This window comes from Endozoicomonas euniceicola, assembly GCF_025562755.1.
Taxonomy (GTDB): domain Bacteria; phylum Pseudomonadota; class Gammaproteobacteria; order Pseudomonadales; family Endozoicomonadaceae; genus Endozoicomonas_A; species Endozoicomonas_A euniceicola.
Genome location: NZ_CP103300.1, coordinates 1,679,942 through 1,700,000, shown reverse-complemented (window position 1 = coordinate 1,700,000; position 20,059 = coordinate 1,679,942). Strand labels below are relative to the sequence as shown.

The 20,059-nt window shown below is 45.4% G+C and carries 16 protein-coding genes and 2 rRNA genes (1 of these 18 only partly in view); 6 read left to right on the top strand and 12 right to left on the bottom strand.

Features of this window, described 5'->3' with window-relative positions:
• Together NX720_RS06705 and rrf are read left to right on the top strand one after the other, a co-directional pair.
• Positions 1-2,493: ribosomal RNA gene (locus tag NX720_RS06705) — 23S ribosomal RNA — on the top strand (it extends 926 nt beyond the left edge of the window).
• A 181-nt stretch (positions 2,494-2,674) separates the two neighbouring features.
• Positions 2,675-2,790, top strand: a 5S ribosomal RNA gene (gene rrf / locus NX720_RS06700).
• A 79-nt stretch (positions 2,791-2,869) separates the two neighbouring features.
• Here the strand turns inward: rrf and NX720_RS06695 are convergent.
• Positions 2,870-5,578, bottom strand: a complete 2,709-nt coding sequence (locus tag NX720_RS06695; protein ID WP_262600219.1) for a hypothetical protein — start codon at positions 5,576-5,578, stop codon at positions 2,870-2,872.
• Positions 5,579-6,000: 422 nt separating this feature from the next.
• Here NX720_RS06695 and NX720_RS06690 point away from each other — a divergent pair, with 422 nt between their 5' ends.
• Complete coding sequence (locus tag NX720_RS06690; RefSeq protein WP_262600218.1) at positions 6,001-7,422, top strand: OprD family porin; 1,422 nt, start codon at positions 6,001-6,003, stop codon at positions 7,420-7,422.
• A 51-nt stretch (positions 7,423-7,473) separates the two neighbouring features.
• On the opposite strand, the gene NX720_RS06685 is transcribed toward NX720_RS06690, so the two are convergent.
• The 6 genes from NX720_RS06685 to ilvA form a co-directional block, all read right to left on the bottom strand.
• Positions 7,474-7,737 carry a hypothetical protein gene (locus NX720_RS06685; RefSeq protein WP_262600217.1) on the bottom strand — a complete coding sequence of 88 codons (264 nt, stop codon included), beginning with the start codon at positions 7,735-7,737 and terminating at the stop codon, positions 7,474-7,476.
• Between the two features lie 99 nt (positions 7,738-7,836).
• Positions 7,837-8,775: a hypothetical protein gene (locus NX720_RS06680; RefSeq protein ID WP_262600216.1), complete on the bottom strand. Its 939-nt coding sequence runs from the start codon at positions 8,773-8,775 to the stop codon at positions 7,837-7,839.
• Positions 8,776-9,111: 336 nt separating this feature from the next.
• Positions 9,112-10,083, bottom strand: a complete 972-nt coding sequence (locus tag NX720_RS06675; RefSeq protein ID WP_262600215.1) for a hypothetical protein — start codon at positions 10,081-10,083, stop codon at positions 9,112-9,114.
• Positions 10,084-10,419: 336 nt separating this feature from the next.
• Positions 10,420-11,391, bottom strand: a complete 972-nt coding sequence (locus NX720_RS06670) for a hypothetical protein (protein WP_262600213.1) — start codon at positions 11,389-11,391, stop codon at positions 10,420-10,422.
• 468 nt (positions 11,392-11,859) lie between these two features.
• The gene (locus tag NX720_RS06665) at positions 11,860-12,831 is read right to left on the bottom strand and encodes a hypothetical protein (protein ID WP_262600212.1); all 972 of its coding nucleotides are present in this window, start codon (positions 12,829-12,831) and stop codon (positions 11,860-11,862) included.
• 313 nt (positions 12,832-13,144) lie between these two features.
• Positions 13,145-14,659 carry a threonine ammonia-lyase, biosynthetic gene (ilvA, locus tag NX720_RS06660; RefSeq protein WP_262600211.1) on the bottom strand — a complete coding sequence of 505 codons (1,515 nt, stop codon included), beginning with the start codon at positions 14,657-14,659 and terminating at the stop codon, positions 13,145-13,147.
• A gap of 128 nt (positions 14,660-14,787) precedes the next feature.
• Here ilvA and rpiA point away from each other — a divergent pair, with 128 nt between their 5' ends.
• A complete protein-coding gene (rpiA, locus tag NX720_RS06655) occupies positions 14,788-15,459 on the top strand; it encodes a ribose-5-phosphate isomerase RpiA (protein ID WP_262600210.1) in 672 nt (223 codons plus the stop codon).
• A gap of 86 nt (positions 15,460-15,545) precedes the next feature.
• Here rpiA and NX720_RS06650 read toward each other — a convergent pair whose 3' ends face one another.
• Positions 15,546-15,671, bottom strand: a complete 126-nt coding sequence (locus NX720_RS06650; RefSeq protein WP_262600209.1) for a hypothetical protein — start codon at positions 15,669-15,671, stop codon at positions 15,546-15,548.
• 327 nt (positions 15,672-15,998) lie between these two features.
• On the opposite strand from NX720_RS06650, the gene NX720_RS06645 reads away from it, so the two are divergent.
• A complete protein-coding gene (locus NX720_RS06645; protein ID WP_262600207.1) occupies positions 15,999-17,120 on the top strand; it encodes a branched-chain amino acid ABC transporter substrate-binding protein in 1,122 nt (373 codons plus the stop codon).
• A gap of 780 nt (positions 17,121-17,900) precedes the next feature.
• Positions 17,901-18,809, top strand: coding sequence for a hypothetical protein (locus NX720_RS06640; protein ID WP_262600206.1), 909 nt, complete (start codon positions 17,901-17,903; stop codon positions 18,807-18,809).
• 8 nt (positions 18,810-18,817) lie between these two features.
• On the opposite strand, the gene NX720_RS06635 is transcribed toward NX720_RS06640, so the two are convergent.
• From NX720_RS06635 to NX720_RS06620, 4 genes are read right to left on the bottom strand one after another with little or no spacing between them, the layout of a single operon-like run.
• On the bottom strand, positions 18,818-19,129 hold the full coding sequence (locus NX720_RS06635; protein ID WP_262600204.1) for a HigA family addiction module antitoxin: 312 nt from the start codon (positions 19,127-19,129) through the stop codon (positions 18,818-18,820).
• Positions 19,130-19,140: 11 nt separating this feature from the next.
• Positions 19,141-19,434 carry a type II toxin-antitoxin system RelE/ParE family toxin gene (locus tag NX720_RS06630; RefSeq protein ID WP_262600203.1) on the bottom strand — a complete coding sequence of 98 codons (294 nt, stop codon included), beginning with the start codon at positions 19,432-19,434 and terminating at the stop codon, positions 19,141-19,143.
• Between the two features lie 29 nt (positions 19,435-19,463).
• On the bottom strand, positions 19,464-19,619 hold the full coding sequence (locus NX720_RS06625) for an N-6 DNA methylase (RefSeq protein WP_262601544.1): 156 nt from the start codon (positions 19,617-19,619) through the stop codon (positions 19,464-19,466).
• Positions 19,620-19,633: 14 nt separating this feature from the next.
• Positions 19,634-19,825: a hypothetical protein gene (locus NX720_RS06620; protein WP_262600202.1), complete on the bottom strand. Its 192-nt coding sequence runs from the start codon at positions 19,823-19,825 to the stop codon at positions 19,634-19,636.
• Between the last annotated feature and the right edge of the window lie 234 nt (positions 19,826-20,059).

Here is a 20,059-nt window from a genome sequence, read left to right as displayed (position 1 = left end):
GATGAGTGCAATCAAGGGAGACACACGGCGGGTGCTAACGTCCGTCGTGGAAAGGGAAACAACCCAGACCGTCAGCTAAGGTCCCAAAGTAATAGTTAAGTGGGAAACGATGTGAGAAGGCCCAGACAGCCAGGAGGTTGGCTTAGAAGCAGCCACCCTTTAAAGAAAGCGTAATAGCTCACTGGTCGAGTCGGCTCGCGCGGAAGATGTAACGGGGCTCAAACTATTCACCGAAGCTACGGGTGGTCAGAAGACAGATGACAGAGGACAGAAGACAGTGAAGAACGATGAATCGTCACTTCGCTGCTATAGTTCCCTCTTTCATCATTGAAAGATGTACAGAAGCAATGAATGAGTCGGCTAAAACTGTTAATGGCTTTGAAGACCTTGAAGTATTCAAAAGAGCTTACAAGGTATCTTTGGAAATTCACTCACTGAGCTTGAATTTTCCGAAGCACGAACAATTTGCAGGGTTAGCGGATCAAATGCGTCGAGCCAGTAAAGGTATCTGCGCAAACATTGCGGAAGGCTATGGTAAATAAAGCGTATCTAACGCTGAGTTTCGAAGGTTTTTATTAATGGCCATCGGATCAGCCGACGAAATGCGAGTCTGGACGAGATACAGTCTTGACCTTGGTTATATAACCTTGAATCAATGGCAAGCTCTGAAGGCTGAATACCAACAAATAGCCCGGATGTTGACAGGATTACACAGAAGCTGGAAATAGCTTCTAAGCAACCTGTCCTCCGTCTTCTGTCATCTGTCTTCTGATTGCGGTAGAGGAGCGTTGTGTAAGCGGTTGAAGGTGTGCCGGGAGGCATGCTGGACGTATCACAAGTGCGAATGCTGACATGAGTAACGATAAAGGGAGTGAGATCCTCCCTCGCCGGAAGACCAAGGGTTCCTGCGCAACGCTAATCGGCGCAGGGTGAGTCGGCCCCTAAGGTGAGGTCGAAAGACGTAATCGATGGGAAACAGGTTAATATTCCTGTACTCCTTTTGACTGCGACGGAGTGACGGAGAAGGCTAGGCCGGCAGGGCGATGGTTGTCCCTGTTTAAGGTCGTAGGCTGTGGGTTCAGGCAAATCCGGACCCACAAAGCCGAGAACTGATGACGAACCCACTACGGTGGGGAAGTGGTTGATGCCATGCTTCCAGGAAAAACTTCTAAGCTTCAGGTCAAAAGGAACCGTACCCCAAACCGACACAGGTGGTCAGGTAGAGAATACCAAGGCGCTTGAGAGAACTTGGGTGAAGGAACTAGGCAAAATGGCACCGTAACTTCGGGAGAAGGTGCGCCGGCTGGTGTGAAGGGCTTGCCCCGTAAGCACCGGCTGGTCGAAGATACCAGGTGGCTGCGACTGTTTATTAAAAACACAGCACTGTGCTAACACGTAAGTGGACGTATACGGTGTGACGCCTGCCCGGTGCCGGAAGGTTAATTGATGGGGTTAGCTTCGGCGAAGCTCTTGATCGAAGCCCCGGTAAACGGCGGCCGTAACTATAACGGTCCTAAGGTAGCGAAATTCCTTGTCGGGTAAGTTCCGACCTGCACGAATGGCGTAACGATGGCCACGCTGTCTCCACCCAAGACTCAGTGAAATTGAAATCGCTGTTAAGATGCAGTGTATCCGCGGCTAGACGGAAAGACCCCGTGAACCTTTACTACAGCTTCACAGTGGATCTTGATGTTGCTTGTGTAGGATAGGTGGGAGGCTTTGAAACGTGGACGCCAGTCTGCGTGGAGCCGACCTTGAAATACCACCCTGGCAATATTGAGGTTCTAACCCAGGTCCCTAACCGGGATCGGGGACATTGTGTGGTGGGTAGTTTGACTGGGGCGGTCTCCTCCCAAAGAGTAACGGAGGAGCACGAAGGTTGGCTAAGCACGGTCGGACATCGTGCGGTTAGTGTAAAGGCACAAGCCAGCTTGACTGCGAGACGTACATGTCGAGCAGGTACGAAAGTAGGTCTTAGTGATCCGGTGGTTCTGCATGGAAGGGCCATCGCTCAACGGATAAAAGGTACTCCGGGGATAACAGGCTGATACCGCCCAAGAGTTCACATCGACGGCGGTGTTTGGCACCTCGATGTCGGCTCATCACATCCTGGGGCTGAAGCCGGTCCCAAGGGTATGGCTGTTCGCCATTTAAAGTGGTACGCGAGCTGGGTTTAGAACGTCGTGAGACAGTTCGGTCCCTATCTGCCGTGGACGTTGGAAGTTTGAGGAGAGCTGCTCCTAGTACGAGAGGACCGGAGTGGACGAACCACTGGTGTTCGGGTTGTGTCGCCAGACGCATTGCCCGGTAGCTAAGTTCGGACGGGATAACCGCTGAAAGCATCTAAGCGGGAAGCCCCCTTCAAGATGAGACTTCCCTTGACCCTAGAGGTCACATAAGAGACGTTGAAGACTACGACGTTGATAGGCGGGGTGTGTAAGCGTTGTGAGGCGTTGAGCTAACCCGTACTAATGACTCGAGAGGCTTGACCATATAACGCCAAAGCGATTTGCAGAGCTTGAAGCTATAAGCTTGAAGCCGGAAGCTGTACGCAATAGTGAGAGAGTGTAGAGCAAGAATAAACAAAGCTGTTTAAGTATATTTTGGATTCCAGGAGCGTTCAGCTTCGAGCTTATAGCTTCCAGCTTGAGAGCCGAAGGCTCGACCAGTTTTGCCTGGTGACCATAGAGCGTTGGAACCACCCGATCCCATCCCGAACTCGGAAGTGAAACGACACATCGCCGATGGTAGTGTGGGGCTTCCCCATGTGAGAGTAGGTCATCGCCAGGCACCCAATTTACCTTGAGTTCGCTCAAGGCTGTGAAAAGCCCGATAGAGAAATCTGTCGGGCTTTTTGCTATGTCCAATTTCAACGTTTGGCTACAGCTTCTACTTTTTTGGCCAATTCATTCAGCTTCATATCGCGAAGAGCTTCAACTAACGTTTGGAAAGTACCTGAGCGGCTACTGAAATCATTTAATAATCTATCTGCTTTGTCCTCAGGCCTCTGTATAGTTATGTCATATTGAATGTTGCTTATTTCATGTTCTTTAAATTCAAGATACTTGCCCAGCTGGATCCATTGCGCATTGATTTCTTTAGCCCACTTTATTAAATCCCTTGTACTGGTATTACCTGAGAGCTTTTTGTTCGGGTCTATTTGTGTATGGCTGTTATCGGCACTAGCAGCACTTCTGATTGGTACCTGATTTTGCTCTACTGATAATAAGCTGAATTTGTCGTTTAATGGAATGGGTTCAGCGTCGGTTATGCCACAGGTTACTAGCAAATAGTACGACATGTTTATTTTCAGTTCCCTGTTGTCACTGAATAACTGTTTGGCTGCCCTGTTCATTTCTGCAATAAATGCTTTCAGTTGTTGGTATTGGTCTCGAGCAACTCTATCTCCATTCAGAAGATTGAGTCGGTCGGATAAGAACAGAGTGGATATCAACATAACCTTGAATTCTTCAGGATGGTCGGTTATTCGATCGTCAATCTGCGGCAAGGTTGAAATGCGTACTTCTGGTCTTTTATTGATGAATCTGGAACTAGATTTGTAATCACCCCAAAAAGTATTTCCAAAGGTATGGATGTTATAGTACTCAAACAGCTTACCAGATAGGTCATCTAAATAATCAAGCGTTGTTTGGTCAATTGGAATTGATTGAGAATGTAATCGACTGGACAAAGGCTCAAACAGCCTGTCTTTTATTTCTGAAAAAATTTCTTCTAGCTGTTTTTCGTCGATTGTAGAGGAAGTATTGTTTTGATCAATATTTTCAACTATCAGATGATTTTTTAGAAAACTTTTTAATTCTTTGTTGTTGTTTTCGGGGTTGTTGTTTTCGGGAAAATAGACAGTAAAATTTTTATTAATCTCAGTTAGAAGCTCTGCCAGAGAATTGTATTTAAAATTCTTAAATTCCTGTCCATTCAACCCGGGATTAAATTGTGTTATCTCTATGATAAAACTTTTTAGATCTCCTGTTTGCATAAGTTTAGAGAATGAGTTCGTAAGGGTTTCCAGATTGTTCAAATTACTGGTGTCTATTTTAGTTGAAATAAAACCTGCTAACGCTGCTATGTTCAGGTTTTTAGTGCTGCCAAATAATGCTTTAACGTTATCTGCGGTCAGGTTCAGAAATGACTTGTATAAGAAAGTATTATTAGTATTTTGTTGTTGCATTTCTGGCAGCTGCACCCTTTGGCCCAAAGAAGCGGCTACCGGAGTTGTTGATTGTGAACGCTGCGCCTGACTTCTTCTGACCAGGCATGCCTTGCAATATTCCCTAGCCATATATCTTTCTGTTTTTCCGCACGACTTGCACAGATTGTTGTTTGAGCCATTTCCCTTACCTCCATCACCAGAACCACCGCTACTGCCGTTTTCCTTTGTCGCTTCCTCGTAACTTGGAGGATTGTTAGGGTATTGACCTCCTGAAGACGAGCAACCAGAAACACCTGACGAGGTTTGTTGCGTCCCTCCGGGGCAGCCGACCGGACTGGGACTGTGTCCGGGAATGATCTCAACAGCATGGGGATAAAGGCTATTCTGTAATGCCTTCATGGACATTGGTCCAATATTTAACTCCTGGTGAACGTAGGAAAATAATTCAGCCAGACGCTCCGCCAGAAAATTCTCGTAAACTGTTTCAGGGTTATTTTGTTCCCCCAGTAGCCTTAGCAGATCGGGGTGCAGATGATGTCCGTTAGTCAGCATGCGTTGCCACAGTGAAAGGGGAATGTCTCTGGATAGACTTTTTCCATTATTCTGGTTAATCACCAGCTGAATGACCGGAGAAACAATTTTGACTACACCGCCAAAGGGATCAGGTACTACAGATACGGTCGCCCATTTCAGACCCCATTGGTAAAGAGGATTGAAAAAACTATGCCCCGGCCTCTTGTGGAAAAAATCATCGTCTCCCCAATCACTGCCTCCGCTGGCTGCGTAAGATTCTGGTTTTTCTTTAGCCACTACTTCCCGGGCCCACAGGTTTCTGGAAAGTTTTGTTTTGACTGGTCTTGATATCCTGATAGTAACTTTGGCAGGTGTTACCGGGTTTACGTCAGTGGTAGTAAATACGGGGCAATCCGGTTTTAGTTGCCAGTGCTGGGAATTGTAGTGCAGGGTTGCAGTATCGGTTTCCGGGCCAGGGTAAAGCAATCGGGTTGTTGTTATCGCTATAGGGTCAGAAGATAAATTTTGTTCTTGTTCAACTCTGTGACCGTGTTCTTTGTCAAGATCAATATGCAAAGGCTCTGGTTTCCTTTTATATTGCGTCGACTGAAAACACAGGCGAATGGCTTTCCCCGTGGCATTGTGTGATTCGGCCACCTGCGACCATGAAACCTTTATCTCATTAAATGCCGGTATTGATTCACTCTCCAGGTTTTTTACCACCCAATAAGACTCTTTAACCAGATCTTTGCCCTGAGTGTAATGATACCAGTCGATTTTAGGCAGGGATAAGCCACCCCCAACTTCATTGGCATGACACACATTGAACGCTAAAAAAAGGCATAACAAAAAATTCTGAAACAGGTAATAAAACCGGGCTCTTTGCTTTAGCATTTTTACTTACCTCTCTTATAAATTATTTTGTCCTTTCGAACAGCAAACTGAGGATTTGCGAAGGCGGGGTAAAGACAGTTCGAAAGGCAGTTAGTGTCTGTCTTAACTCCTCAGTTATGAGGGAGTGCTTGATTAGAGCGTTCAAAGAATAGACAACATTTCACATGGCTACTCAGTTTCCACACGACAGGCTGGAATTTTTGCTATTCGGAGCCTGACATAGATCAATACCATCATATGTAAGATGTAACCGGTTGCTGTAACCGGTTACATTTACGTAAAATTGAACATAGAATACCAACCGCTGACATAAAAACGTTTCCAGCCCCCAAATGGTATTGGGAGCTGGATAAAGCACAATCAACCATTCATTACCTTTCTATAAGAACTTGGAAAGCATGGGGTTTAGGGGGAAAGCCAATATGTTCAAGAAGTCACTGATTGCCAGCGCAATCACAGTAGTAGTGGCTATGTCATCCGGTGCTGCTGTAGCGGAGACCGGAAAAGGTTTTATCGATGGTGCCTCTATGGATATGGGTATCATGTACTATGGACGACAGCGTAATGCCAAGGGTGACCGGTACACCAATACGGACGGAAAGATTGGCATAAATGATAACCGGGACATCAAGGTGAACACCCTGGGTCTGAACGCTAACCTGAAGTCAGGCTGGTACGAGGACTGGTTTGGCATGGATGTCTCCGCTTTCTCCAACATCGACCTGATGGGTGGACATGGCTACGGTCAGTCAGAGACATTGTACTACGACGTAGACAAGGGCAAGGAACGTAGCTCCAGCCGCCTGGGTCGCGCCAGATTCCGTATGAAGTTTGGTGATGAAAAGATGGGAGCCTTTTTCAAGGCCGGTATTACCGATATTCATGCGGGAACTATCGGTACGTCCAGTGGTGCTAACGGCCATGCCTATCGTGGCGCGGAAGCTAAAGGCCACTTTGAGAACCTCTCCCTGACCTACGGTTATGCCGATCGTTTCATGAACGACTGGAACGATGAACTGTTGGAGATGACTAACTCCTGGCACCAGAACAACACTGAGAATAAGGCAGGTCATGGAGAAGTAGTAAAATACATCCACAGCCTTGGTGGTCGCTACGAAGGTGAAAATGGCTGGATGGAACTGGCTGCCGGTGAAGGCAAGGGCTACCGGAAAAATGCGCACTTCGCTGGTTCCTATGGCTTTGGCCTTTCAGACGACACTCGTCTGACACTGACCACTTATTACCAGACTGCCGAGTATCAGGATGACAAGGCTGGCAAACACATGATTGTTGATGCCAGGGGCAAGGCCGAGCAGGAATACACCTGGAGTTCCAGTGCTGTGCTGACTCACGGCGGCTGGAGCTTTGTCGGTGGTTACGGTCAGACCCATGCGCCTGACAGTGGTGAGTATCAGCTGCGACTGACGGCCTGGGGTAACTCTGACCATCGCAACTTCATTCAAACCGCTTCCACTCTGGATGACTTCCTGTGGGATGGTCAGAAAGTGGCCCGCGCCGGTATGAGCTATAACTTCGACGAGCAGGGTATTCCGGGTCTGACTCTGGGTGTCAATGCCTTCTACGCCTGGGATGCGTACAATAACCGTGGCACAAGCACAGAAAACCGTGACGGCAAGATGGAAGCCCTGGACTTCCAGATTATGTACAGCTTCCAGTCTGAGCCGCTGAAAGGCCTCTGGGTTGGCGTGTTCCCATCCTTCCTGCGCGTGTCTGACACGGCGCGATCTGAGGATACGGTTAATAAGGATGCGAAGCGAAATATCGACAAGAGTAGCCGGAATGACCTGAAAGTGATCGCTACCTACACTCTCAAAGTCTTCTAAGAGAATGCTTGCAAGGTGGCGGGAATCGCGCCACGCTGCCACAGAAACCCATTAAATGCCGTCAGTTTCAGGAATGAAACTGACGGCATTTTTTTGACCGCTGTTTGATGAGGCCGGCGAGAGGAGAGGAACCTCATTAACCAGGAAATGCCTTGTAAGCCTTGTTGCTGGTTTCTTCGCAATAGTGGTAGCCGATTTCATCGAGGAAACCACCTCATTATCTATGGCGCTGTTGTGTCCACCGACCATATGGCGAACGTGCATACGGTCATTAACCGGATCGTGATAACGATTCCCCATGTGAGAGTAGGTCATTGCCAGGCAATCATTAGAAAACCCCGATAGAGCAATCTGTTTTTTACAACACAAAGAAAATTAATAGCCGTAATGGGAACAGAGTTTATGCATAATAAATTAGCGATAATTATAAACAACAATGCAGATGGTAAAAGCAATAATAGCTGGCAGTAATGACACAGCTATATACCCTGCATAACTCGGATCGCATTGAAGTTGTTTATCTGAGCTGCTTTTGACGCAATTGTCATAGCTAAAAAAACTATTGCAGTTCTTCTTTTGGCAAGCCCACGTATTCCGGCTGCAATGATCTTTTCTATATTTCAAATTAAAGTAACACGAACTCCGTCTACTACAAAGTACAGCAAAAAGAGTATCATCGGGTCGCTCTGGGTCAATATAGCCGACGTTGCAGTTAGGATGATTACAGAACTTCATGCAAGTGCTGTACTCGTAACGAACACAACGACCATCTGTTGATAAAATGCAAATGGGTAGACCATTATGAAAAACAGGAGTTCCGGATACAGGGGAAGGTAAATCGGAAGGTTTTTTTATTCTTGGGTGTTCTCCAGCCTGCATTGGTAATCGCATTGATTGAAAAGTCGGTTGTTCGTGACTGCCAGACGGATACCAGACATTAACAATTGATTCGTCTGGGTCAAAGATTGGGAAAGAGTCAGTTGGTAGCTCGCCTTCTAAAGCAAGGCCGGGCTCTGGCTTGAGATAATGAATGCCCTTTTTTGGCTTATCAGAAGACAGGGTAAATTTAAGTGACTCTCCTGTTTCTCTTATGAGTGTCAGATTGTCTGGGTTTTCTGAATTCTTAATTCGCTCCGCACACTCTGTACTGGTGGCAGCGAGATCCTTACTCTGAAGGTAAGCCATGCAGGACCATTCTTTATCATCATTAAAGCCAGTGATAAGCACCAATCTTTCTTTGATGAAATCAGTGTATGGAATTGGAGTATCGGCTGAGTAGCTGTTACAGGAAACAAGGATCAAAAAAATTAACCCAGGCAGACATTTTTTCAGGTTGTCTGAATTACGATACATTTTTTTGCTTCCAGTTTATATTAAGGTTATGGCCTAGCTTCCTGTTGAATGTTTTTCATTGTTGAAAGCGTAAAGCACATTCCGATTTAAAAACATATAAAGTAGCACAGGCTTTATGGTGCTGCTGAAATAAGTGTGGCCATGATTGATGATCAACAGAAATATCAAACTGGCCGAGTATGTTAATAGCGGGATTATGTTATCGGCAGCCATGGGCTGGCTTAGTCCGGCTTGGTGATGGGAGCCATAAGACTCCCGTCATCAGACTTGAGCAAAGACACTAACCTTGAATTCACGAACCAGGAAATGCCTTGTAAGTGCAGTTCGTTGACCAGGTTATCGATGGGTATCTGGTCTGGATGCACCTGAATACCGATTATAAACAATAATGCCGATGGGAATAGCCAAAATAAATGCCGGCAGTAATGTCACAGCTGTATACGCTGCATAACTCGGATCGCATTGAAGTTGTTTATCTGAGCTGCTTTTGACGCAACGTTCAACGTTAAAAAAACTATTGCAGTTCTTCTTTTGGCAAGCCCACGTATTCCGGCTGCAATGATCTTTTCTATATTTCAAATTAAAGTAACACGAACTCCGTCTACTACAAAGTACAGCAAAAAGAGTATCATCGGGTCGCTCTGGGTCAATATAGCCGACGTTGCAGTTAGGATGATTACAGAACTTCATGCAAGTGCTGTACTCGTAACGAACACAACGACCATCTGTTGATAAAATGCAAATGGGTAGACCATTATGAAAAACAGGAGTTCCGGATACAGGGGAAGGTAAATCGGAAGGTTTTTTTATTCTTGGGTGTTCTCCAGCCTGCATTGGTAATCGCATTGATTGAAAAGTCGGTTGTTCGTGACTGCCAGACGGATACCAGACATTAACAATTGATTCGTCTGGGTCAAAGATTGGGAAAGAGTCAGTTGGTAGCTCGCCTTCTAAAGCAAGGCCGGGCTCTGGCTTGAGATAATGAATGCCCTTTTTTGGCTTATCAGAAGACAGGGTAAATTTAAGTGACTCTCCTGTTTCTCTTATGAGTGTCAGATTGTCTGGGTTTTCTGAATTCTTAATTCGCTCCGCACACTCTGTACTGGTGGCAGCGAGATCCTTACTCTGAAGGTAAGCCATGCAGGACCATTCTTTATCATCATTAAAGCCAGTGATAAGCACCAATCTTTCTTTGATGAAATCAGTGTATGGAATTGGAGTATCGGCTGAGTAGCTGTTACAGGAAACAAGGATCAAAAAAATTAACCCAGGCAGACATTTTTTCAGGTTGTCTGAATTACGATACATTTTTTTGCTTCCAGTTTATATTAAGGTTATGGCCTAGCTTCCTGTTGAATGTTTTTCATTGTTGAAAGCGTAAAGCACATTCCGATTTAAAAACATATAAAGTAGCACAGGCTTTATGGTGCTGCTGAAATAAGTGTGGCCATGATTGATGATCAACAGAAATATCAAACTGGCCGAGTATGTTAATAGCGGGATTATGTTATCGGCAGCCATGGGCTGGCTTAGCCCGGCTTGGTGATGGGAGCCATAAGACTCCCGTCATCAGATTTGGGCAAAGACACTAACCTTGAATTCACGAACCAGGAAATGCCTTGTAAGTGCAGTTCGTTGACCAGGTTATCGATGGGTATCTGGTCCGGATGCACCTGAATACCGATTACGAACAATAATGCCGATGGGAATAGCCAAAATAGATGCCGCCAGTAATGGCAGGCGAATAGACATTGTATAATTCGGATCGCACTGAAGTTGTTTATCTGAGCTACTTTTGACACAATCGTCATAGCTAAAAAAACTATTGCAATTCTTCTTCTGGCAAGCCCACGTATTCCCGGTGCAGTAATCATTTCTGTAGATCAAATTAAAGTAACACGCACTCCATTCACCACAAAATACAGAAAAAAAAGTATTATCGGGTCGCTCAGGGTCAATATAGCCGACGGTGCAGCTGGAGTGATTACAGAACTTCATGCAAGTGCTGTACTCGTAACGAACACAACGACCGTCTGTTGATAAAATGCAAATGGGTAGACCATTATGAAAAACAGGAGTTCCGGATACAGGGGAAGGTAAAGCACAAACAGCATTTATTTTTGGGTGTTTTCCAGCCTGCATTGGTAATCGCATTGATTGAAAAGTCAGTTGTTCGTGACTGCCAGACGGATACCAGACATTAACAATTGATTCGTCTGGGTCAAAGATTGGGAAAGAGTCAGTTGGTAGCTCGCCTTCTAAAGCAAGGCCGGGCTCTGGCTTGAGATAATGAATGCCCTTTTTTGGCTTATCAGAAGACAGGGTGAATTTAAGTGACTCTCCTGTTTCTCTTATGAGTGTCAGATTGTCTGGGTTTTCTGAATTCTTAATTCGCTCCGCACACTCTGTACTGGTGGCAGCGAGTTCCCTACTCTGAAGGTAAGCCATGCAGGACCATTCTTTATCATCATTAAAGCCAGTAATAAGCACCAATCTTTCTTTGATGAAATCAGTGTATGGAATTGGAATAGGGGCTGAGTAGCTGTTACAGGAAAAAAGGATCAAAAAAAATAACCCCGGCAGACATTTTTTCAGGTTATCTGAATTACGATACATTTTTTTACTTCCAGTTTATATTAAGGTCACGGGCTGGCTTCCTGTTGCTGGCTTCTTATTAAAGGTTTTTCATTGTTGAAAGCGTAAAGCACATTCCGATGTGAGAACATACAAAGTAGCACAGGCTTTATGGTGCTGCTGAAATCAGTGTGGCCATGATTGATGATCAACAGAAATATCAAACTGGCTGAGTATGTTAATAGTGGGATTATGTTATCGGCAGCCATGGGCTGGCTTAGCCCGGCTTGGTGATGGGAGCCATAAGACTCCCGTCATCAGACTTGAGCAAAGACACTAAGGGAAGCAGCAGAACATAATATACCGCTGTTGGCTTTTGGCGGTTGGCTGTATGAGCAGCTAATAGCCAAAAGCCAACAGCCAAAAGCCCGGTAAGTTATTGAATGCTGCGCCCCTAACCTTGAATTCACGAACCAGGAAATGCCTTGTAAGTGCAGTTCGTTGACCAGGTTATCGATGGGTATCTGGTCTGGATACACCTGAATACCGATTATAAACAATAAAGCCGATGGGAATAGCCAAAATAAATGCCGGCAGTAATGTCACAGCTGTATACGCTACATAACTCGGATCGCATTGAAGTTGTTTATCTGAGCTACTTTTGACGCAATGGTCATGGCTAAAAAAACTATTGCAATTCTTCTTTTGGCAAGCCCACGTATCCCCGGTGCAATAATCTTCTTTGCCCTTCACATTAAATTCACACCAAGCCCATTGACCACAATCTAGAGAAAAAAAAGTATTATCGGGTCGCTCAGGGTCAATATAGCCGACGGTGCAGCTGGAGTGATTACAGAACTTCATGCAAGTGCTGTACTCGTAACGAACACAACGACCATCTGTTGATAAAATGCAAATGGGTAGACCATTATGAAAAACAGGAGTTCCGGATACAGGGGAAGGTAAATCGGAAAGTTTTTTTATTCTTGGGTGTTCTCCAGCCTGCATTGGTAATCGCATTGATTGAAAAGTCAGTTGTTCGTGACTGCCAGACGGATACCAGACATTAACAATTGATTCGTCTGGGTCAAAGATTGGGAAAGAGTCAGTTGGTAGCTCGCCTTCTAAAGTAAGGCCAGGCTCTGGCTTGAGATAATGAATGCCCTTTTTTGGCTTATCAGAAGACAGGGTGAATTTAAGTGACTCTCCTGTTTCTCTTATGAGTGTCAGATTGTCTGGGTTTTCTGAATTCTTAATTCGCTCCGCACACTCTGTACTGGTGGCAGCGAGTTCCCTACTCTGAAGGTAAGCCATGCAGGACCATTCTTTATCATCATTAAAGCCAGTGATAAGCACCAATCTTTCTTTGATGAAATCAGTGTATGGAATTGGAATAGCGGCTGAGTAGCTGTAGCAGGAAACAAGGATCAAAAAAACTAACCCAGGCAGACATTTTTTCAGGTTGTCTGAATTACGATACATTTTTTTACTTCCAGCTTATATTAAGGTTTCGGTCTGGCTTCCTGTTGCTGGCTTCCTATTGAAGGTTTTTCATTGTTGAAAGCGTAAAGCACATTCCGATGTAAGAACATACAAAGTAGCACAGGCTTTATGGTGCTGCTGAAATCGTCAAGTTGGCTAGTGTGGCCATGATTAATGATCAATGATCAACAGAAATATCATACTGGCTGAGTATGTTAATAGCGGGATTATGTTATCGGCAGCCATGGGCTGGCTTAGCCCGGCTTGGTGATGGGAGCCATAAGACTCCCGTCATCAGATTTGGGCAAAGGCACTAACCAAGAAATGCTTTATAAGCTTTGTTGCTGGTTTCTTCGCAATAGCGGTAGCCGATTTCATCGAGGAAACCACTGATATGCACCTGTTCCTTTGGTGGAACATCCAGACCAACCGCGACACGCCCATAGGCAGCGCCGTGATTTCGATAATGGAACATGCTGATATTCCAGCGTTTACCCAGCTTGTTCAGGAAGTTGAGTAAAGCCCCGGGACGCTCCGGGAATTCAAAGCAGTAAACCACCTCATTATCTATGGCGCTGCTGTGTCCACCGACCATATGGCGAACGTGCAGTTTCGCCATCTCGTTATCCGTCAGGTTTTCTACCGGATAACCCTTGTCGTGCAGTTCGTTGATCAGGTTATCGATGGGCATCTGGTCCGGATGCACCTGAACACCCACAAAAATACGGGCATTAACCGGGTCGTGATAACGGTAGTTAAACTCGGTGACACTGCGCTTGCCCAGTGTTTCGCAGAAAGTTTTAAAACTGCCGGGGCATTCCGGGATAGTGACGGAGATAATCGCCTCACGCTTTTCACCCAGTTCTGCCCGTTCAGACACATAGCGCAGACGGTCAAAGTTAACGTTGGCACCGGAGTCTATTGCCATCAGTGTTTGCTGTTGAACGCCTTCCTGCTCTACGTATTTCTTCAAACCTGCAACCGCCGTTGCGCCTGCGGTTTCACAGACCGAACGGGTGTCATCGAAGATGTCTTTTATGGCGGCGCAGATTTCATCGGCGCTGACAGTTATGACTTCGTCAATATATTCCCTGCAAAGCCTGAAGCTTTCCTCACCAATTTGTGCCACGGCAATACCATCAGCAAAGAGGCCAACATGGGGGAGTACTACACGTTCATCGACGTCTAATGCAGCCTTCAGGCAGGCGGACTCTTCGTATTCAACGCCAATCACTTTGATGTCCGGACGGAGATACTTGATGTAGGTGGCAATACCGGCAGCCAGTCCTCCACCGCCGACAGGAACAAAAACGGCATCCAGCGGACCGGTATGCTGGCGGAGTATTTCCATGCCGATGGTTCCCTGTCCGGCAATGGTATCCGGGTCGTCGTAAGGGTGGATAAAGGTGTAACCATGCTGGTCAACCAGTTCCAGGGCATGTTCCAGTGCCTGGTCAAAGGCGTCTCCATGGAGAATGACTCTGGCACCTCTTGCTTTACAGGACCGAACCTTTATTTCCGGTGTGGTGGTGGGCATAACAATAATGGCGTCAATGCCCAGTTTTTTTGCTGCCAGTGCTACGCCCTGGGCGTGGTTACCTGCTGAAGCGGCAATGACACCGCGACTTTTCTGTTCTTTGTTAAGCTGGGCAATTTTGTTATAGGCACCACGAATTTTGAAAGAAAACACCGGTTGCAGGTCTTCCCGCTTGAGAAGAATATTATTGCCCAGACGCTCGCTCAGGAAAGGGGCTGGATCGACAGGTGTTTCCACCGCGACATCGTAGACTCTGGCTTCCAGAATCTTTCTTATATAATGGTGAGGCATTTTGTTCTGCTATTTGTACTGACTTTTTTTGGAGTTTCATTAGTTTTTTGCATTCTAAAGGAAATCGGCTTGGGTTGAGTAGTATAATTCCCGTTTTCCCCATGTCCCATGCTGGTGAAGGTAACGTAATGACTCAGGACGAACTGAAAAAGGCAACGGCAGAAGCCGCTCTGGAACGTATTCTTCCACATCTGGAAGATGACATGATCATTGGTATCGGTACAGGTTCAACCGCTAACTTCTTTATTGATGCCCTGGCAGATCACAAGACGAAATTTGATGGCTGTGTGGCCAGTTCTGAAGCCTCTGCAGAACGTCTTAAAGGTCACGGTATTCCCGTTTATGATCTGAACAGTGTTTCCAGCCTGCGCTTTTATATCGATGGCGCTGATGAAACCAATGAACACTTGCACCTGATCAAAGGGGGTGGCGCGGCACTGACCCGTGAAAAAATTGTAGCGGCCGTGGCGGATGAATTTATCTGCATTGCGGATGGCAGCAAGAAAGTCGATGTGTTGGGTGAGTTCCCTCTGCCCGTTGAAGTGATTCCAATGGCTCGCAGCTATGTTGCCCGTGAACTGGTTAAGCTGGGTGGTGATCCGGCTTACCGGGAAGGCGTCATGACTGACAATGGTAATGTCATTCTGGATGTCTGGAATATGCAAATTATTGATCCGGTTGCTACGGAAGAGGCAATCAACCAGATCGTTGGTGTAGTCACTAACGGCTTATTTGCTGCCCGACCAGCCAATGTACTGTTGCTGGGTACTGAAGAAGGCGTGAAAACCATCACTGCCTGATGATTACTTCCTGTTCATTAAAAACGGCCGGTTAAACCGGCCGCTTTTAATGAATCTTGTTGCACATACTGCGATCAGAAAACGCTTTAGAAAACACTGCCTAAGAAAAAATGCAAGGCTGCGAGAATGCTGCCAAATGATAGGGTCAGTATGATAAGTTCGCTGAATCCAAGCTTATAGTCGTAACCCTTCATATTGTCTTTCATTTCCATAGTAAAGCTTCCTCTATGACAGGCTTTTCTGATGTTGTTATTGTTTTTTGAGCCTTTGATTGAGTTTTTTCCTTTTATATCAGTCAGTTTAAAGTGGTTACTGATATTTCTCCCTGCGACTTTGGTCGGAATTTCGACTTATGTCTTATAAGAAGCCATTGGGGAGGGGGGGGCTGCCTGCCTGCTCAGGCAATGAAAAAATCATGGTAAAAAGAAGCACATAGTTGCTGATATGACTGTAAAAAATTATTAATATAGCCAATGGTAAGCACCAGGGATTTTAAAATAACAAATCGCAATCATCCTTCAGGAAGGGGCGTCAAAACAATGAAGAATAATAAAAAGACATTATTAAGCCTTGCGGCATCCGTGCTGTTGGCTGGGGGCATAGGTATGGCCCGGGCTGAGGATACCATTAAAATTGCACTGGCGGGTCCTGTAACAGGCCCGGTTGCACAGTATGGGGATATGCAGTTTATCGGTGCCAAAATGGCGATTGAGCAGATCAATAAAGCGGGCGGTGTTAATGGCAAGCAACTGGAAGCCATTGTTTACGACGATGCCTGCGACCCTAAACAGGCCGTAGCAGTAGCGAACAAAATTGTTAACCAGAGGCTCCGTTTTGTTGTTGGTCACCTGTGCTCCTCCTCCACTCAGCCAGCCTCTGATATTTACGAAGACGAAGGCATTTTAATGATTACCGCGGCTTCAACCAGCCCGGATATTACCAGCCGTGGTTATAAAATGATTTTCCGCACCATCGGTCTGGACAGTTTGCAGGGGCCAACCGCAGGACAATATATCGTTGAAAAAATCAGGCCAAAAAAAATGGCCGTGATCCACGACAAACAACAATATGGCGAAGGTATTGCCAGAGCGGTTAAGGACGTTGTGGAAAAGGCAGGTATTAATGTAGCGGTGTTTGAAGGCGTTACCTCCGGTGACAAAGACTTTTCTGCGCTCATTGCCAAGCTGAAAAGAGAAAATGTCGAATTTGTTTACTATGGCGGCTACCACCCTGAACTGGGTTTGATCTTGCGCCAGAGTGCTGAGAAGGGTTTGAAGGTACCGTTTATGGGACCGGAAGGCGTGGGTAACAAAGATATATCTGCTATTGCCGGCGAAGCTTCAGAAGGCTTACTGGTTACCCTGCCAAAGAGTTTCGATCAGGACCCGGCCAATGCCAGACTGGTTAAAGCTATCAAGGCAAAAGGCGATGATGCATCAGGTCCCTTTGTTTTCCCGGCTTACTCTGCTGTTCAGGTCATGGCAGACGGCATGAAGATAACTAAAAATGAAGACCCTGAGGAAGTCGCTGAAGTGCTGCGTCGAAATGTTTTTGCGACTCCCACCGGACAGCTGACCTTCGATGGTAAGGGCGACCTCAAAGACTTTAGCTTTGTCGTGTATCAGTGGCATGCTGATGGCACCAAGACGGCGCTCGATTGATAGTCTCAGGGAAGTAGCAGAGAAAAATGTCCCATCGTCATCCCGTGAAGGCTGGGAGCCACTGCCCTGGTAGATTCCCGCCTTCGCAGGAATGACGGAGAAACTGGTATGAGTGAGTGCAGCTTCCGCGCGGTGATAGACTCCCTCGGTTGGTGGTATAGGGCTTGGGTCATGGCAAAAGAGGTATATCTTTTTTGCCATGTAGAAAATACTCGAACACCGTTCAATACCCAGGCAAGTGACACACTCCCTCCACTAAATCGGCAAGCCGATTCTAGTGGGGGCTTCTAATCGGGAATTACGTGCGACCCACTATGTCAAATAACATAGTCTCTCGCTGTCGTACAGGTTGCCGAACCACGACAGGGGAACTCTTTACACATACGCCGTGTCCCAGCGCATCGGCGGTAGAAGCCAGAAAACGGTTGTGTTTTCCTGATTTGTTTCTCGTAGTTAGTCCAGCAACGGTGACGCTTGAGTATTTTTCCAGAGGCTTATCTGTCTGTCGTGTAGGCTGTTGTCTCAGCCACCAAGCCCATTATGCAGGGTTTCGCAGTGCACTGAAGTTAGTACATGGGCTTGCTCTACGCAAGCCTCGCTATCCATCTCCATCCAAACCTTCAAAGGTCGCGCCGCTCCCAATGAGAGGCTATGGATGGAGAATTTCGCAAGGTTCGTTAAATCTGAGTAAATGAACTTTACCGGTAATTTCGAGTCAAATCATTTATCACATGTGAGCAGTTACAATAAATTATTAGTTAAAAAAGGAGTATTACGGCCATGGAGGGAGCATGTTCAAATAATTTTTTACAAAAAACTGTATTGCAGAAAAAAACTCAATCCATTCCGAGTACACTTGACAGCTCTGCTTGTTATGTTTCAAAAAAAGTTGATATTAAAGAAGATGAAAATAGATGTCTTCTAGCTGATAGTCGTTCTACAACATTAAATCCCTATGAAAAAGTAGTGCATGACAGGTTTCCTATAAAAGTAAATGACATAATTTTGCAACAATTAAAATCAACTACCGATGAATTAAAAGAAGAAACAATATGTCATAAAACAGCATTATCCATTCAAAAAAACTTTGCTAAAGAGGAACTTTCTGAGGCTTCCATTTTTCTGTTCGGTGATAAAGATAAATATATAAAATATATCAATGCTGACGAGGAACATGATTATATATTTGTTCATAAGCTTAAAGACTCTGCTTATGGTCTTGGAGGAGACAAACATGATTTCGTTATTCTCAGAAAAAATAAAGAATTTTATCTCTTACAATCAATGGTCTCTATTTTTACATTAAATCAATGGATTAATGGCGGATATCAAACAATAGATGAGTCTGAAAAAAAATTTACACGATCAAAGGATTTGTATTTACTACATAGCAAGAAAAAACTTGCTATCCCTTTATCTGAAGAGCAAGTAGATGGCCTAAAAAAGGGAATGTTATATCACAAAGAGTTTGGGAAAGCTAAAGCAGCATTTAATAGAATTGTAAGTACAAAAATAAATAAACCAGTATCTAAAGCTAGTTTTAATCAAAAGTTTTTGCCTACATTGTTTTCAGTCCTGGCAAATTCGAGCGACAAACCGTACTTTAGAATTTTTTCAATTTCAAGGAAATTCTTAGGTGTTGAACCTGAATGTAAAGTTTTTTTTGAGGTATATAAGGCTAAAATCTAGATTAGATTTTATGGGCTCCTTTTTGCAAACGCCTCTATCCGGTCAATATCGTTTTTTTCAGCCTGTTGTACCTTGTATAAATCCCATCGTAATTGCAGGTTAAGCCAGAAGTCTGGCGACATACCAAAAAAGCGAGCCAGTCGCAGGGCAGTGCTAGGGGTAATGCCCCGTTTGCCGTTGACGAGTTCGTTGACTCGCTGGTAAGGGACATGAATAGCTGACGCCAGCTCCCGCTGAGTAATATCCATCGGTAACAGGAACTCTTCCAGCAGCATTTCACCGGGATGAGTGGGGGGGCGGTTTGTGGGGATGCGGGTCATTGGTTGTGCTCCTAATGGTAATCCGTTACTTCCACTTCTGCCGGGGCAGACTTAAGCCAGACAAAGCAAATTCTGTACTGATCATTAATCCGGATGCTGTATTGTCCTTTTCGGTTGCCAGATAAAACCTCAAGACGATTGCCCGGAGGAAGCCTGAGATCATCCAGTGACGACACCGAATCAAGTTGATCCAGTTTGCGGCAGGCCAGGCGCCAGAGCGACTGTGGACAGGCCTTTCGGGCATGACGAGAGGCCGTGCCATTAAAGATATCTTCAGTCGCCTTGTCTTTGAATGAAGTAATCATCGAATCATAATAGCACGGATATCATGCTATTAAAGGGAATTGCTTCCGCAGTGTGGAGACAATCCGGCCGATGACGGATTCAATGCGATCACCGGGCAGTTCGGCGTTGCCCTTCCCAGGTCGGTGCGGATTTTGCCTTCTTCACCGCCCCGGAACAGTATGCCGTGGGGCAGTACTACACCCATGCGACCATTGTCTTTCAAACTGGCGAGCATGTCTGTACGAAAGCGAGATCGCCGTTATCATGGGGCGGAATACTGTAACCCAGTCGTCCATAAGGGTCGGTCAGCGCTTTTTTGTAGATGGGAGCGACTTCTTTTTCCTTACTGTTTTTGTCGGTTTTTCTGGGGCGGTTGATTTCGATGGGTGTCCAACACTGCGTGGTTTTCACATTCCATAAAAACAATAATCAGAGTTATTGATAAGATGCCATAACGCTGATTCACATCAATATTCCTCCATTATCATTAGATTACCCTGTAAGAAAGTCAACATGTAAACTTAGTTTAAGTTTTTTGTTAATGCTTTTCTGTAAATAATCATGAACATTATAAATGTTGACGCGCAACATTCTTCACACTCGTGATATGAATTTCTGAAAAGTGTTTTGTTGATTGTTTAAGCA